Raw genomic sequence first — 16,218 nt, 5'->3', positions numbered from 1 at the left:
AATGCCGATTGCCCGCACATTTTCACGACAAAGGCGCCGTGTTGCCCCGCTTGCCATGCAAGCCGGAGCAGCCGGCGCCTTTTGTGTTTTTACCAGGAGACCGGCCCATGAGCAGCAGCGAAGTACGCAGTGTCTGCCCGTATTGCGGCGTCGGCTGCGGCATTGTCATGAGCGTGGCCGACGGCAAAGTCAGCAAGATCAGCGGCGACAAGCAGCACCCCAGCAATTTTGGCCGCCTGTGCACCAAAGGCCTGACCGCGCACATACCGCTGAGCGCGGCCGGGCGCATGGAAGACGCCTACCTGCGCCAGCAGCGCAGCCAGCAACCGGCGCGCACAGGCCTGGACCAGGCCATCGCCCAGGCCGCCGAGCGCCTGCGCGGCATCATCGACCAGCACGGCCCCGATGCCGTGGCCTTGTATGTGTCGGGGCAGATGTCGCTGGAGGCGCAGTACCTGGCCAACAAACTGGCCAAGGGTTTTATCCGCACCCGCCATATCGAGTCCAACTCACGGCTGTGCATGGCCAGCGCTGGCAGCGGCTACAAGCTGTCATTGGGCGCCGATGGCCCGCCCGGCAGCTACCAGGACTTCGAGCACGCGGAGGTGTTTCTGGTGATCGGCGCCAACATGGCCGACTGTCACCCAATCCTGTTCCTGCGCCTGCTCGACCGGCTGAAAGCCGGCGCCAGGCTGATCGTCGTCGACCCCCGGCGCACGGCCACCGCAGACAAGGCCGACCTGTTCTTGCAGGTACGCCCGGGCACCGACATGGCCCTGCTCAATGGCTTGCTGCACCTGCTGCACCAGAACGGCCATACAAACGCTGACTTCATCGCCCGTCACACCGAGGGCTGGGAAGACCTGCCTGCATTCCTGGAGGACTACAGCCCCGCCCGCGTCGCCGCCATCACCGGCCTGAGCGAAGCCGACATCCGCACCGCCGCCGAATGGCTCGGCGGTGCCAAGGACTGGATGAGCTGCTGGACCATGGGCCTTAACCAGAGCATCCATGGCACCTGGCACAGCAACGCGATCTGCAACCTGCACCTGGCCACCGGCGCCATTTGCCGCCCTGGCAGCGGGCCGTTCTCCCTCACCGGGCAACCGAATGCCATGGGCGGCCGCGAGATGGGCTACATGGGGCCGGGCCTGCCGGGGCAGCGATCGGCGTTGGTGGCGGCCGACCGCGCCTTTGTCGAAAACCAGTGGCAGCTGGCCCCAGGCAGCCTGCGCAGCGAAGGCGGCGAGGGCACCGTGGCGCTGTTCGAGCAGATGAAGCGCGGCGAGGTAAAGGCGTGCTGGATCATCTGCAGCAACCCGGTGGCCAGCGTCGCCAACCGTCAGCAGGTGATCGACGGCCTGCGCCAGGCTGAACTGGTGATCACCCAGGATGCGTTTCTCGACACCGAGACCAACCGCTACGCCGACATCCTGTTGCCGGCCGCGCTGTGGGCCGAAGGCGAGGGCGTGATGATCAACAGTGAACGCAACCTGACCTTGATGCCCCGCGCCGTGGCACCCCCAGGCCAAAGCCTGCCGGACTGGCAGATCATCGCCCGCATCGCCTGCGCCATGGGCTATGCCGATGCCTTCGACTACCCCAATGCCGAAGCGGTGTACGAAGAAATTCGCCGTTTCCACAACCCGGCAACCGGCTACGACCTGCGCGGTATCGGTTACACCGACCTGCGCGCGCAGCCGCGCCAGTGGCCCTGCGCGCCAGGGCATGTGGCCCCGCGCAGCCCGCTGCGTTACCAGAACGACGGCAGCAGCCAGCCGCTGTTGCTCGACGCCCAGGGCAAGCGCCCGGCGCTGGCGTTTCCGACGGCCAGTGGCAAAGCGCGCTTCTTCGCCCGCCCTTGGCTGCCTGCGCCCGAGCTGCCCGACACGGACTACCCAATGGTGCTCAACACCGGCCGCGTGCAGCACCAATGGCACACCTTGACCAAGACCGGCAAGGTGCCTGCGCTGAACAAACTCGAGCCCGGCCCCTTTGTCGAGCTGCACCCTGACGATGCCGCGCGCCTGGGTATTCGCGACAAGGACCAGGTGGCCGTCCGCTCGCGGCGGGGGCAGGCGCTGTTGCCGGCACGGGTCAGTGATCGGGTCATGCCGGGCAACTGTTTCGCCCCCTTCCACTGGAACGATGTGATGGGCGAGCAGCTGGCGATCAATGCCGTGACCTGCGATGCCGTCGACCCGCTGTCGCTGCAGCCGGCCTTCAAACACTGCGCCGTGGCCCTGCAGCGGGTTGCCGGCGAACGTATCGACGCCGTTGACCTGAGCGCCGCCACTGCCATCCCGGAGCCTGCCCGCATGCCGACCGCCACCCTGTCCCGTCTGCTTGGCCTGGACACCTTGCCAGCCCCGGTGCTGGCCGAGGAGGAGCGTCATTACTTGCAGGGCTTTTTGCTCGGCCTGGACCAGGCCCGCGCTGAAGGTGTGCCCAGCCTGCCGACCAGTGCGCCGCTGGCCGCAAGCCGGCGGCTGTTCGTCGATGGGCTATTGGCGGGGTTGTTCGCCCAGCCTTCGATACTGCCCAGCTCGGCGCTTGCGGCGCCCCTGCATCAGGTGCTGTGGGCCTCGCAAACCGGTAACGGTGAGGCACTGGCCGAACGCTGTGCCGAACGCCTGCGTGGCGCCGGCCTCGCTGTGCAGCTCAGTTGCATGGCAGCGGTCAGCCCGCAGCAGTTGCACGGCGCGGCCAGTGTCGTACTGATCGCCAGTACCTTCGGCGATGGCGATGCGCCCGACAGTGCGACGGCGTTCTGGCAAGCCCTGCAAGGCGAGGAGGGCGCCCATTGTGCCGACGTGCCTTACGCCGTGTTGGCCTTGGGTGACTCCAGTTACGACCAGTTTTGTGGGTTTGGCCGCAAGCTCGATCAGCGCCTGGCCGAGCTGGGCGGGCGAAGGTTGTTGCCACGGGTAGACTGCGAGCCGGACTTCGATGAGGCATTCGCCACCTGGCTCGACGCCTTGTCATCACAGTTGGGCAGCGCCGCCGCGCCCCAGGCAAGCAGCGCACCCGCGCCCGTGGAGGCCTACAGCAAGCAGCAACCCTGGTCGGCCACCTTGCTGGAAAACCGCGTGCTCAACGCCCCAGGTGCCAGCAAGGAGACGCGCCAACTGGTGTTCGACCTGTCGGGCAGCACGTTTACCTACCAGCCGGGCGATGCCTTGGGCGTATGGCCGCGCAATTGCCCGGCGTTGGTCGAGGAGTTGCTGGCACTGATGCGCCTCGATGGCCAGGCCCTGGTTGAGATCAAAGGCCAGCCTGCGCTGCCGCTGGCCGTTGCCATGCAAGCCCACCTGGAAATCGCCAAGGTCACCCCTGCGCAGTTACAGGTGTTCAGCCAGACGGCGGCGGACCTGCGCCGGCTGCTTCAGCCTGAGCACAAGGCCGAGCTGCAGAGCTGGTTGTGGGGGCGGCAGTTGGCAGACGTACTGCGCGAGTTCCCGCAAGACCTGCCATTGGCCACCTGGCTTGACCTGCTCAAGCCGTTGCAGCCGCGCTTGTACTCGATCAGTTCCAGCCCGTTGGCGCACCCCGGCCAGGTTCACCTGACGGTCTCGACGGTGCGTTACGGGCAGCGCAAAGGGGCCTGCTCGACCTTTCTGGCCGACCGTGCGCAAGGCATCAAGGTGGCGATCTTCCCGCAGGCATCGAAGCATTTTCGCCTGCCAGAGGACGACAGTGTGCCGGTGATCATGGTCGGCCCAGGCACGGGTATCGCGCCGTTTCGGGCGTTTCTGGAAGAACGCGAAGCGCGTGGGGCCAGTGGGCAGAACTGGCTGTTCTTCGGTGAGCAGTCTGCCGCCAGTGACTTCTATTACCAAGCGCAGTTGCAAGCTTGGCAGGCGACCGGCCATGTGCGCCTGGATACCGCTTTCTCGCGCGACCAGCCCGAGAAAATCTATGTGCAGCAGCGCATGCACGAGCAGGGCGCTGACCTCTGGCGGTGGCTGGAGGCGGGCGCGTGCTTCTATGTGTGCGGCGATGCCCAGCGCATGGCCAAGGATGTGGACAGCGCCTTGCGCGCGATCGTCGCGCAGCATGGCGGTATGAGCGAGGCTGCGGCGGATGCGTATGTAGAGGCATTGAGCAAGGCCAAGCGCTATCGGCGCGATGTGTATTGAGTGCACCGGGATGGGGAGGGGTGCACCTTGGCTGTGCGGTTTGGGGTGCCTGTACCGGCCTCTTCGCAGCACAAGGCTGCTCCTACCGGTTCTGCACACTCCCTGTAGGAGCAGCCTTGTGCTGCGAAGAGGCCCACAGGGCAGTATTTGGCACACTCCCTGCTTTATCAGCTTCACAACACGCCCCACTGATCAACGGCGATCAACCAGGGGCACACCCTGATGAGTACAGGCAAAGGCGCCTGGAGCTTCGGCTCCAGGCGTTTTTTTTTGATCGAGGATCGGCTATGAAGGCAACAGCGAACGGCGGACAACGCGAGAAACTGGTCATTGTCGGCAACGGCATGGTCGGCCACCACTGCGTCGAGCAACTGATCGAGCGGGGCGCCTTGGAGCGGTTCGAGGTGCGGGTGTTCGGCGAAGAACGCCAACGTGCCTACGACCGTGTGCACCTGTCCGAGTACTTCGGCGGCAGCTGTGCCGAAACCCTGGCCCTGTGCGAGCAAGGCTTCTATACCCGCCAAGGCGTGCACCTGCACCTGGGCGAGCCTGTGCTGGAGATCGACCGCGCGCGCTGCGAAGTGGTCACCGGCGAAGGCCGCTATGGCTACGACCAGTTGATCCTGGCCACCGGCTCATACCCCTTCGTACCCCCGATCGAAGGCTCCAGCGGCAATGCCCGCCTGGTCTACCGTACCCTCGACGACCTCGACGCCATCCGCGCCGCCGCCCAGGGTGCCCGCCGAGGGGTGGTGGTCGGCGGGGGCTTGTTGGGCCTTGAAGCAGCCAATGCGCTGAAGTCGCTCGGCCTGGAAGCCCATGTGGTGGAGTTCGCCCCTCGGCTGATGCCGGTGCAGTTGGACGGCGAGGGCGGCGCGGCGCTCAAGGCGCAGATCGAGGCCTTGGGCGTGGGCGTGCACCTGTCCCGCGCCACCCAGTCGATCAGCGCCGGTGAGGCGTATCGCTACCGCATGAACTTCGACGGCGGCGACCACCTGGAAACCGACCTGATCGTGTTCTCTGCCGGTATCCGCCCGCAGGATGCCCTAGGGCGCGCGTGCGGGCTGGAGATTGCCGCCCGTGGCGGGGTGGTGATCGACAATCACTGCCGCACCCATGACGCCCGCATCTTCGCCATCGGCGAGTGCGCTTCATGGAATGGCAGCGTGTTCGGCTTGGTCGCGCCGGGCTACAGCATGGCGCGCAACCTGGCGGCGCTGCTGGTGGGCGATGACGCGGTGCCGTTCACCGGCGCCGACATGTCGACCAAGCTCAAGCTGCTGGGCGTGGATGTCGGCTCGATCGGCGATGCCCATGGCGCTACGCCGGGCTCACGCAGCTACCGCTTCATCGACGAAGCCAATGCGGCCTATCGCCGGCTGGTGGTGGATGCCAGTGGCAAGCATGTGCTCGGCGCGGTGCTGGTCGGTGACAACAGCTACTACGACACTCTGCTGCAGTACGCGCAAAACGGCATCGCCCTGCCTGCCGACCCGGCCGCCCTGATTTTGCCGCAAACAGGCGGCGCGCCGGCCTTGGGCGCCGATGCGCTGCCCGACAGCGCGACCATCTGCTCGTGCCACAACGTCAGCAAGGGCGCAGTCTGCGCCGCTATCGACAGCGGCTGCAGCGACCTCGCTGCGGTCAAGGGCTGCACCAAAGCGGCCAGCGGTTGCGGCGGCTGCGCGGCCCTGCTCAAGCAGGTGTTCGAGCACGAACTGACCGCTCGCGGCGTGACCGTCGACAAAAGCCTGTGCGAACACTTTGCCTACACCCGTCAGGAGCTTTACGGGCTGGTGCGGGTTGGCGGCATCCGCACCTTCAATGACCTGCTCGCGCGCCATGGCAAAGGCCATGTCGGTTGCGATATCTGCAAGCCGGCGGTGGGCAATATCCTCGCCTCGTGCTGGAACCAGCCGATCATGGACCCGGCGCTGGTACCGCTGCAGGACACCAACGACACCTTCATGGCCAACATGCAGAAAAACGGTACCTACTCGGTGGTGCCGCGCATCCCTGGGGGCGAAATCACCCCCGACAAGCTGATCGTGATCGGCCAAGTGGCAAAAAAGTACGACCTTTACACCAAGATCACCGGTGGCCAACGCATCGACCTGTTCGGCGCCCAGCTGCACGAGTTGCCGCTGATCTGGGGCGAGTTGATCGAAGCCGGTTTCGAGACGGGCCATGCCTACGGCAAGTCGACCCGCACGGTGAAGTCGTGCGTGGGCAGCACCTGGTGCCGTTACGGTGTGCAGGACAGCGTCGCCATGGCCCTGCGCCTGGAAGACCGCTACAAGGGCCTGCGCAGCCCGCACAAGCTCAAGTTCGCGGTGTCTGGCTGCACCCGCGAGTGCGCCGAGGCGCAGAGCAAGGACATCGGCGTGATCGCCACCGACAAGGGCTGGAACCTGTACGTGTGCGGCAACGGCGGCATGCGCCCGCGCCACGCCGAGCTGTTTGCCACCGACCTGGACGACGAGACCCTGGTACGCCTGATCGACCGTGTGCTGATGTTCTACATCCGCACTGCCGACAAACTGCAGCGCACCTCGGTCTGGCGCGAAAGCCTGGAGGGCGGGCTGGACTACCTCAAGCAGGTGATCCTCGACGACAGCCTGGGCCTGGCCGCCGAGCTTGAGGCGCAGATGCAGCATGTGGTCGACCACTATGAATGCGAATGGGCCAATGCCCTCAACGACCCGGAGAAGCTCAAGCGCTTCCGCACCTTCGTCAACGACCACCGCGCCGACCCGGACGTGCACTTCGTCCGCGAGCGCGATCAGCGCCGCCCAGCGGCGCCGCTGCACTTGATCCCCACTGCCGAGGAGGCTGTCTGATGAACCTGTCCAATACTGCTGTAGCCCACCAGACGAACTGGCAGACAGTCTGCCAAGCGCGCGACCTGGTAGCCGATTCCGGCGTGGTGGTGTGGCACGAGGGGGCCCAGGTGGCGCTGTTTTACTTGCCGGGTCAGGAACAGCCACTGTACGCGCTGGACAACCGCGACCCGCGCTCGGGTGCCAACATCATTGGCCGTGGGTTGGTGGGGAGCTTGCAGGGTGAGTTGGTGGTGGCGGCGCCGCTGTACAAACAGCATTTCAGCCTGCACAGCGGGGAATGCCTGGAAGATGCCGGGCAGCGGCTGCGGGTGTGGCCGGTGCGGCTGAACGGGGAGGCTGTGGAAGTGGCGGTGGGCTGATCTGCATCGTGCAACTGTACCGGCCCTCGCGGGCAAGTCGGACCGCGAAGGGGCCGGTACAGGCCGCTTAGATAACCAACCCCTGTGGGGTACGCCCGGCAAACACATCCACCAGGCTTGCCACCACCATTTCGCCCATGCGCGTGCGGGTCTGCACGGTGGCGCTGGCTCGGTGCGGCTGCAGCACCACATCCTCGCGCTCGAACAACGCCTCGGGCACCCGAGGTTCATCGGCAAACACATCCAGCGCCGCCCCGGCGATCTCACCCGCTTCAAGTGCCGCGATCAACGCGGGCTCGTCCACCAACTTGCCACGGGCGATATTGATCAGGTAGCCGTCTGGGCCAAGCGCCTGCAGCACCTTGCGCCCCACCAACGCCTCGCCCTGGTCGGCGGCCGCCGCCAGAATCAGCGCATCGCTGTCTTTGGCCAATTGCTGCAAGTTCGACTCGAAGCCATAAGGCACGTCCTGTGGCTGCAGGTCGGTGTAGCGAATCGGGCAGCCAAACGCCGCCGCCCGCTGGGCCACCGCGCGGCCGACGCGGCCCATGCCGACGATACCCACACGCATGCCCGACACCTGCCGCGCCAACGGCAATGGCGCCAGCGGTGTGGCGCTGGTGGCCCAGTGGCCGGCGCGGACGAACCGGTCACCGCTGCACAGCCCTCGGCACACGCCAATCAGCAAGCCGATCGCGAGGTCGGCGACATCCTCGGTCAGCGCGCCGAGGGTTGCAGTCACCTGGATACCCCGATCACGCGCATAGGCCAGGTCGATGGCATCGGTGCCAACGCCATTCACCGCGATCACTTCCAGCTTGGGCAGGCGCGCCATCAGCGCTTGGCTGATACCGGTATGGCCGCCGGTGACCACGGCGCGGATGTTGTTGCCATGCGCGCTGACATAGGCGTCCTTGTCGGCTTGCTCGTAGTACCGGTGCACGGTGAACAGCGCTTCCAGGCGCTCGCGGACTTCTGGGATGAGGATCGGGCTCAGTTGCAGGACTTCAGGTTTCATCGGTCACTCCTTAAAGGCAAGGTGTCAGCCACGGCCGACGAAGGGCATGTTGCTGGCCATCACGGTCATGTTGAGCACGTTGGCGTCCAACGGCAGGGCGGCGATGTAGCGCACGGCATCGGCCACATGGCGCACGTCGAGCATCGGCTCGGCGGCAATCTCGCCATTGGCCTGGCGCACACCGCGGGTCATGCGTTCGGACAGTTCGGTCAGGGCGTTGCCGATGTCCACCTGGCTGCACACGATGTTGTAGGGGCGGCCGTCCAGGGCCAGGGCTTTGGTCAGGCCCAGCACCGCGTGCTTGCTGGCGGTGTAGGGCGCAGTGAAGGGGCGTGGGGTATGCGCCGAAATCGAACCGTTGTTGACGATTCGCCCGCCCTGCGGCTGCTGCCTGCGCATCAGGCCAAAGGCCGCACGGGCGCAGAGGAACACGCCGTCGACATTGGTGGCGATGACATTGCGCCAGTTCTCCAGCGGCAGTTCGTCGATGGGCACGGCAGGCGCGTTGACCCCGGCATTATTGAAGATCAGGTCGAGGCGGCCATGCACCTCCTCGATGGTGGCGAACAGCTGGGCGACGCTCTGTTCGTCGCGCACATCGGTGGGCACCGCAAGGGCCTCGCCACCGGCTGCACGGGCCTGTTCTGCCAACGCCTGCAAGGGTTCGGCACGCCGACCGGCGAGGACCAGGCTGAAGCCATCAGCCAGCAGCCCCAGGGCGACGGCGCGGCCAATGCCGCTGCCGGCACCGGTGACCAAGGCGATTTTCTTGTTGTGAGTTTGGCTCATCTGTTTGCTCCAGAAATTCAGGCGGCGTGGGCGGTGTGGCGTGCGGGACGAGGGCCAACGCGCAGTTGCAACTCGCCGATGCCGTCGATGCCGGCATGGATCACATCGCCAGGGTTGAGCGGGGCCACGCCAGGCGGGCTGCCGGTCATGATCAGGTCACCGGGGCGCAGCGGCAGTTGCCGGGACAGGCGGCTGATGACCTCGGCCAATGGCCAGGTCTGCTGGCTCAGCCGGGCGCGCTGGCGCTCCTCGCCGTTGACTTTCAGCCACAGCGCAGCGTCCAGTGGCCAGCCCAGTTCGCTGGCCGGCACCAGGGCAGTCATCGGCGCCGAGGCTTCGAATACCTTGGCGCCCTCCCAGGGCAGCCCTTCGCTTTTGGCCTGGCGCTGGCGATCGCGCAGGGTCAGGTCCAGGCCAGCGGCAAAGCCATAGACGTGCTCCAGAGCGTGCTCCGGGCTGATGTCGGCACCGCCTTTGCTGATTGCCACCACCCACTCGATTTCATGGCAAAACTCTTCAGTCTGCGGCGGGAAGGGCAGTTCGCCCTGTGCCTCGACCACGTTGCTGGCCGGCTTCATGAAAAAGACCGGCTCACGGGGCGCTGGGTCGGTGGCCTGCGGCCAGGGGTAGTTGCGGCCCAGGCAGAACACGCGGCCAACCGGGAAGCGCGCGTCGCTGCCTTGGATGGGCAGGCTGACGATGGCTGGCGGGTCGAACAGGTAAGTCATGGGTCAATCCTCTGTGCTGGAGTGGCCAGCCTAGCCAGCGGCTGGCGGGCAAAGTTGGACGATAAAAGGCACGGTTTGGATAAAAACGGGGATCTGCGGTGGTGCTTCCGGCACTCACCGTGCCTGCTTATGCCGCGGTTTTGAGCTCGATCCGGTACAGCTTGCCGAGCAACAGCGAGTAGGACAGGGTGCCCATCAACGCCACCCCGCCGATAAACCAGAACGCCAAGGCGAACGAGCCACTGGCCTGCACGATCGCGCCAATCACGATCGGGGTGACGATGCCGCCAATGTTCGCGGCCAGGCTGGTGACCCCACCGGTCAGCCCGATCAGTTGCTTGGGTGCCACTTCCGAAACCGCTGCCCACGACGAAGAGGCGATGCCCTGGGCAAAGAACGCCAGCGTCAGCACGGCGATACACAGCACGTTGGAGTCGGTGAAGTTGACCAGCACGATCGACATGCCCAGCATCGACCCCACCACCAGCGGCAGCTTGCGTGCAAAGGACAGCGAGTAGCCCCGGCGGATCAGCAGGTCGGAAACGATCCCTGCCAGCAAGATGCCGACTGTGGCGCCAATGAACGGCATCACCGCGAAGATGCCGACTTTGATCAGCGTCAGCTGGCGCTCTTCGATCAGGTAGGTGGGGAACCAGGTGAGGAAGAAGTACAGCGCTGAGGTGCTGGCGAACTTGCCCAGGCAGATGGCCCACACCTGGCGGTAGCGGAACAGTTCGGCGACCTGGCGCCAGTCGAAACGGGTGCGTTCCTGGCTGCTTCTGACCAGCCCGCCGCCGTCCTCGATGTAGGCCAGTTCTTCCTTGCTGACCTTCTTGCAGTTGAGCGGGTCGCGGTACAGGAACAACCACACCACGCCAAAGACGATACCAATCAGGCCGGTGCTGTAGAACACATGGCGCCAGTCATAGGTGGTCGCCAGCCACAGCAATGCCCCGGTGAACAAGGCTGTGCCCAGGTACTGGCCGCACACGTAGATGCTGCTGGCCATGCCCCGTTCGCGGGCAGGGAACCACACGGTGACGGCGCGGCTGTTGGCGGGGAAGGCCGGTGCCTCCATGGCACCAACGGCCAGGCGCAGGCCGAACAGCGAGGTGAAGCCGCTGGCCAGGCCCTGGGCGACAGTGACAGCCGACCAACTGATCAGCGAGACGCCGTAGGTCAGGCGCGAGCCGAAGCGGTCGGCAATGAAGCCGGCTGGCACCAACGCCAGGGCGTAGGTCCAGGCGAACGCGGAGAAGATCAAGCCCATCTCGACTTTGTCCAGGCCCAGGTCCTTGGCCATGAAGGGCGCCGCGATGGAGATGTTGACCCGGTCGACGTAGTTGATGATGGTCGCCAGCAGCAGCAGCGAGAGCATGAACCAGCGACGGCGGGTGGGTAGGCGTTGCGATGCGACCGCGTCCACTGCGAACGCAGGTGCCGCAGTGCGGGAAGTAGGCGTGCTCGACATGAGTCGACCTCGTTTGTTGTTGTTGGTAGAGGTTGGGCTGCAGTCCCTTTTTTAAGGTGGTCGTACAACATCGGAAAATCAACGGCGGTTTTAGACCGTTTTTTTCACTCGGAACGGGGTAGGGCTGCGCTGTCCAAAAAACTCAGCGGGCGGGGTTTTGGCTGCTTTTTTTGCTTTGGGTGGCGGTTTTAAAGGGCTGCGTCGATTTTTGCCGGATACGTTTTTTGCAGTGGGCTTCAAAATTATGAGTTTCGACGTCGTACAACTAATTGCCAGGCAAGCCGCTTGCCGTTCAGAATTCCCGCATGGCAGGCAACGTCAGCGCCAAGCCCCCGACCGGAGACCCCCATGCCCCCCAAGCGCGAAGTCCCGACCTACGTCATGCAACAGCGCAGCGAGCTGATGGATTTCTACATCCGCGACCAGCGCGGCCGGCCGGCCGAAACCGCGCCACACCGACACGAGTATTTTCAGATCCAGGTCAATTTTGGCGGCGATACGGTGCAGCACATCGGCAGCGTGCAGCGCCCGTTCAAACGCAACACCCTGGCCTTCATCCTGCCGCACCGGGTGCATGTCATCCCGCACCCCGACGACAGCGATTTCGTGGTCATCAACTTTTCCCAGACATTCCTGCTGCCGCACCTGCCTTGCGACCCCATGGACCTGGAAGAAGTGTCGATACTGCAGGCCCCTGAACTGTCACCGTTCCGCTTCCAGGAGCACCTGGATTTCCACCTCGCCGACGCCGATTTCAGCGAGGTGCGGCGTATTCTCGGGCAGATGCGTGAACTCGATGCCAACCGCCGCTTCGGCAGCCGTGAAATCCTCAAGGGCCTGTTGCTGCAACTGATCGGCCAGGTGTGTGGCTTGTACGCCGACCCCCTGCGCGAGCTGGCCGAGAGCAATGCCGCGCAACTCAGCCGGCGCGCCGCGTTGGGGCGCATGAGCGAGTACCTGCGCAGGCACATCGACGACCCCGACCTCAACCTGCAGAAGGTCGCCGCCGCCACGTACCTGTCGCCCACCTACCTGACCCATTGGCTGCGCAAGGAAATCGGCAAGACCTTCAGCGAATTGGTGCTGGAGCGGCGCATGCACGCCGCGCGCAATTACCTGCTAAACGGCAGCCGCCCGGTCGGCGAGGTGGCTCGGCTGTGCGGCTTTGCTGATGAAGCGTATTTTTCGCGGCGTTTTCGGCAGATCCATGGCTTGCCGCCGGGGCAGTTCCGCCGCCAGCAGCGCGACCCGGATACACCGCAGGTAGCCATGCGGTAAGCTTGAGGCCATGAACCTCGACACCCGCATCAAGTACCGCCACCTGCTGTGCTTCCTGGAGATTGCCCGGCAGGGCAGCCTGGCCAGGGCCGCAGACATCCTCGCCATCAGCCAGCCCGCGATTTCCAAGACGCTCAAGGAACTCGAAGCGCTGCTGGAAACACGCCTGTTCGAACGCAGCCGGCAGGGCGTCGAGCTGACCCCGGCCGGCACCCGCTTCATGCGGTATGCCGGGCCCAGCGTGCAGGCGCTGCGCGATGGCGTCAGCAGCCTGCGCGGCGAGGCGCGGGCACCGTCGCAGGTGCGCATTGGCGTGCTGTCCACGGTCGAGGGCTTGTTGATGCCCGAGGTGCTGTGCCGCCTGCATCAACGCCATGAGGCGTTGCTGATCAGCGTGGTGACCGGTGCCAGCGCGCAGTTGCTGGGCCAGCTACGCCTGGGTGAGCTGGAGCTGGTGGTGGGGCGCATGACCGACAGCCCACAAATTCAGGGCCTGTCGTTCGAGCACCTGTACAGCGAATCGATGAGCCTGGTCGTGCGGCCGGGGCACCCGTTGCTGGCCAACACGCCTGTCGAGCGGGCACAGGTGGGGCGTTACCCCTTGGTGTTGCCGCCCCCCGGTACCACCATTCGCCAGCACGCCGACAGCCTGTTCGTCCAATGCGGTATCCAGATGCCCGCGCAACGCCTGGAAACCCTCTCGCTGGCCCTGAGCCGCCGCTACCTGCTGGGCAGTGATGCGGTGTGGGTGGCGCCACGGGATGCGGTGCTGATCGACCTGGGCCGTGGTGAGCTGGTCGAGCTCGACTTGGGCGTGCGCGAGCCGGGCGGGTCGGTGGGCCTGTGCCGCAACGCGGCGCTGGAGCAGAGCGTGCCAGGGCAGTGGGTGTGCGAGGTGCTGCGTGAGGTGGCGGGGCAGTACCGTGAGGGGCAATACCCCTGACAACTCAGAACGAAGTGAAATTTTTGGCGCGTAAACCCAGGCGAATTCGGCATAAAGGGTCAATACTGGCCAGTGGCTCTAATGTGTCAGATGAATAACCCTTTAAGTACTGAACTTCCTTAGCAAAACCCGCTCCTATGCCGGTAGCCATTGGTCATGGCCGCCTGCTAAGCTCGCGGCTTTACCCTGATTGCCCTTATGGCGCATGAACAAGGAAATAGCATGAAACAGCATCGTTTGGCGGCTGCGGTTGCCCTGGTAGGCCTGGTATTGGCTGGCTGCGACCAACAGGCCAGCAGCCCCGAGCTGAAGACTCCGGCACAGAAAGCCTCCTACGGTATCGGCCTGAACATGGGCAAGAGCCTGGCTCAGGAAGGCATGGAAGACCTTGATTCGAAAGCGGTCGCCCTCGGCATCGAAGACGCCGTCAGCAAGAAAGAGCAGCGCATCAAGGACGAAGAGCTGGTAGAAGCCTTCACCTCGCTGCAGAAGCGCGCCGAAGAGCGTCTGGCCAAGGCCAGCGAAGAAGCCGCCTCCGCCGGCAAGAAGTTCCTCGAAGAAAACGCCAAGAAGCCGGGTGTTGTCACCACCGCTTCGGGCCTGCAATACGAAGTGATCAAGAAGGCCGACGGCCCGCAGCCTAAGCCGACCGACGTGGTGACTGTTCACTACGAAGGCAAGCTGACCGATGGCAAGGTGTTCGACAGCTCCGTCGAGCGCGGCAGCCCGATCGACCTGCCTGTCAGCGGCGTGATCCCAGGTTGGGTCGAAGGCCTGCAACTGATGCACGTCGGCGAGAAGTACAAGCTGTTCATCCCGGCCGAACTGGCCTACGGTGCCCAGAGCCCGAGCCCGCTGATCCCTGCCAACTCGGTACTGGTGTTCGACCTTGAGCTGATCGCCATCAAAGACCCGGCCCAGCTGCAGGGTGCCGAGCCAGAAGCGCCAGCAGAAGAGCCTGCCAAGTAACACTGGCTGGTTTGCGTAAAACGCCCCGTCTTGACGGGGCGTTTTCGTTTGGGGCAATCGGCTGAGAAGAACCTCTGGCGGCTGATACTGTCCGAGCAATAGCAGCGTGATGAAGTAGGATGCTTCTGACGCAAATCGTTTGCGAATCTGAAACGACTGTGTAAAAAACGCCCGATCTGACCGGGACCCTTGCCTAGTGGGCACCTGACGTCAGAAACTTCGCCCTGTTCACAAGGTTATCCACAATAAATGTGGATAACCTGTCCCTCTCGGAGGCTCCATGAGCGCACCCTGGAATTTCGCCCGTTTTCTGCCGTTGGCCGAGCGCCTGCTCAGCCGCGGGCGGTTGCCGGCCCTGCTGTTCGCCGTGGCCCGCAAAGGCCCACGGATCGGCCAGCTGCGCGAGGATGTAAAGCTGCTGCAGTCGCTGTGCCTGGCCTGGTGGCGCGGCGAGTACCGTGCCATCAGCCCCAAGGCGCTGGTTACCATCGTTGCCGGCCTGCTGTACTTCGTCAGCCCTATCGACGCCATCCCCGACTGGCTGCTGGGCGTGGGTTTTCTTGACGACATCGCCGTGCTGGGTTGGGTGTTGAAGACCGTGGCCGATGAGCTGGCGCGTTTCAAAGCCTGGCGCGACAGCCAGGCCCCAGAGCGCTTGCGCGTGGTGGAACGCTTGCCGGATACCCCCGAAGCCTTGCGCCTGGAACGCAATACGCAGTGAAATCAGCCTGAACTCCACAGACTCCCGTACTTGGTAATATAATTGGCATAAGGATTATGCCTACGGATTACATGCCGTAATCCTAAGTAAGGGGGTTGTAATGGGTATTCAGGTTATTAGCCGGGACGGTCAGCCCGAGTACGCCGTCGTTCCCTGGGAGCAATACCAGGCACTGCTGAAGGCAGCGGGGCAGCCGCCCGTCGAGGCGGGTGTCAGTGAAGTGCAAAGCGATGCTGCCAGTGCGGCACCTTTACCGGCATTCAGCGAGGTGGCACAAATTCGTGAGGCGAAGGGCATCGCCCCTGAGCTCCTGGCGCGCAATGTGGGTGTGAGCCCCGCGTACCTGGCCATGATCGAGTCAGGCGAGCGACAGCCGGACGCTGCCATCCGCCGCGCCCTGGCCTGGCACCTGGGTGTGGCGGGTTGGAGCGAACCCTCATGAGCCAGGTCAGGATCAGCCGCCAGCACTGGCAGAGCCTGCTGGACGAGCTTGACCTGGCCCGTCGTCAACGTCATCTGCTGACGTACCGTGCGCTTATCGAGCGCTTGCAATTGCCCAGCCCGGCCATGCAGACGCTGACCGCCGCGCTGGAGTACCTGGCGGTGCTGGACGCCCGCGCCGAACAGCCTTTGCGCAGTTCGCTGGTGATCAGCCAGGGTGCCAGCCGCCTGCCGCGCACCGGTTTTTTCGAGTGTGTAGAGCGGCTGGGGCGTTTTGCCGGGCCGGTCGACGGCATGGAGGCGGCGTCCTGGCATGCCTCGGAAGTGGTGCGGGTGTTCGAGTACCGTTACCCCGAAGAAGCCTGATTCAGCCGAGCGCAGTACTTTGTAGGAGCAGCCTAGTGCTGCGAAGAGGCCAGTAAAAACACCAAAGATCTGCGGTGTTTTCACTGGCTTCTTCGCAGCACAAGGCTGCTCCTACATAAATAGAAAAGGGCCGGGTGCTTTCACACCCGGCCC

Annotated in this window: 13 protein-coding genes; 9 read left to right on the top strand and 4 right to left on the bottom strand. The window is 64.6% G+C overall.

Features of this window, described 5'->3' with window-relative positions; all coding sequences use genetic code 11:
• Positions 1-107: 107 nt before the first annotated feature.
• The 3 genes from AB7M33_RS02420 to nirD all read left to right on the top strand — a co-directional run bounded on the left by AB7M33_RS02420 (position 108) and on the right by nirD (position 7,341).
• Positions 108-4,139: a molybdopterin-dependent oxidoreductase gene (locus AB7M33_RS02420; RefSeq protein ID WP_454242372.1), complete on the top strand. Its 4,032-nt coding sequence runs from the start codon at positions 108-110 to the stop codon at positions 4,137-4,139.
• Between the two features lie 287 nt (positions 4,140-4,426).
• Positions 4,427-6,979, top strand: coding sequence for a nitrite reductase large subunit NirB (gene nirB, locus AB7M33_RS02415; RefSeq protein WP_454242371.1), 2,553 nt, complete (start codon positions 4,427-4,429; stop codon positions 6,977-6,979).
• Entirely contained in the window at positions 6,979-7,341 is a 363-nt protein-coding gene (nirD, locus tag AB7M33_RS02410; RefSeq protein WP_099428528.1) for a nitrite reductase small subunit NirD, read from the top strand. Before nirB ends, nirD begins: the two co-directional genes overlap by 1 nt.
• Positions 7,342-7,408: 67 nt before the next feature.
• Here the strand turns inward: nirD and AB7M33_RS02405 are convergent, their stop codons facing one another.
• The 4 genes from AB7M33_RS02405 to AB7M33_RS02390 all read right to left on the bottom strand — a co-directional run bounded on the left by AB7M33_RS02405 (position 7,409) and on the right by AB7M33_RS02390 (position 11,347).
• Positions 7,409-8,359 (bottom strand): 2-hydroxyacid dehydrogenase, encoded by a 951-nt coding sequence (locus AB7M33_RS02405; protein ID WP_099428529.1) that lies wholly within the window; start codon positions 8,357-8,359, stop codon positions 7,409-7,411.
• Positions 8,360-8,383: 24 nt separating this feature from the next.
• The gene (locus AB7M33_RS02400; protein ID WP_085272779.1) at positions 8,384-9,148 is read right to left on the bottom strand and encodes an SDR family oxidoreductase; all 765 of its coding nucleotides are present in this window, start codon (positions 9,146-9,148) and stop codon (positions 8,384-8,386) included.
• Between the two features lie 17 nt (positions 9,149-9,165).
• Entirely contained in the window at positions 9,166-9,876 is a 711-nt protein-coding gene (locus AB7M33_RS02395) for a fumarylacetoacetate hydrolase family protein (RefSeq protein WP_085272780.1), read from the bottom strand.
• Between the two features lie 127 nt (positions 9,877-10,003).
• The gene (locus AB7M33_RS02390; protein ID WP_027595897.1) at positions 10,004-11,347 is read right to left on the bottom strand and encodes an MFS transporter; all 1,344 of its coding nucleotides are present in this window, start codon (positions 11,345-11,347) and stop codon (positions 10,004-10,006) included.
• Positions 11,348-11,695: 348 nt separating this feature from the next.
• Between AB7M33_RS02390 and AB7M33_RS02385 the strand changes: the two genes are divergently transcribed.
• The 6 genes from AB7M33_RS02385 to AB7M33_RS02360 all read left to right on the top strand — a co-directional run bounded on the left by AB7M33_RS02385 (position 11,696) and on the right by AB7M33_RS02360 (position 16,065).
• The gene (locus AB7M33_RS02385) at positions 11,696-12,625 is read left to right on the top strand and encodes a helix-turn-helix transcriptional regulator (RefSeq protein WP_454242370.1); all 930 of its coding nucleotides are present in this window, start codon (positions 11,696-11,698) and stop codon (positions 12,623-12,625) included.
• Between the two features lie 10 nt (positions 12,626-12,635).
• Positions 12,636-13,568 carry a pca operon transcription factor PcaQ gene (gene pcaQ / locus AB7M33_RS02380; protein WP_099428531.1) on the top strand — a complete coding sequence of 311 codons (933 nt, stop codon included), beginning with the start codon at positions 12,636-12,638 and terminating at the stop codon, positions 13,566-13,568.
• Between the two features lie 222 nt (positions 13,569-13,790).
• Complete coding sequence (locus AB7M33_RS02375) at positions 13,791-14,537, top strand: FKBP-type peptidyl-prolyl cis-trans isomerase (RefSeq protein WP_027595900.1); 747 nt, start codon at positions 13,791-13,793, stop codon at positions 14,535-14,537.
• A gap of 280 nt (positions 14,538-14,817) precedes the next feature.
• Entirely contained in the window at positions 14,818-15,258 is a 441-nt protein-coding gene (locus tag AB7M33_RS02370) for a YkvA family protein (protein ID WP_027595901.1), read from the top strand.
• A gap of 100 nt (positions 15,259-15,358) precedes the next feature.
• Entirely contained in the window at positions 15,359-15,700 is a 342-nt protein-coding gene (locus tag AB7M33_RS02365; RefSeq protein WP_085272782.1) for a helix-turn-helix domain-containing protein, read from the top strand.
• Positions 15,697-16,065 carry a hypothetical protein gene (locus AB7M33_RS02360; RefSeq protein ID WP_027595903.1) on the top strand — a complete coding sequence of 123 codons (369 nt, stop codon included), beginning with the start codon at positions 15,697-15,699 and terminating at the stop codon, positions 16,063-16,065. Before AB7M33_RS02365 ends, AB7M33_RS02360 begins: the two co-directional genes overlap by 4 nt.
• Positions 16,066-16,218: the final 153 nt, after the last annotated feature.

The sequence above is a fragment of the Pseudomonas sp. Y3 TE3536 genome, from assembly GCF_053629175.1.
Note: the sequence above shows the minus strand (reverse complement) of the source record. Positions and strands in the feature narration are given on the sequence as shown.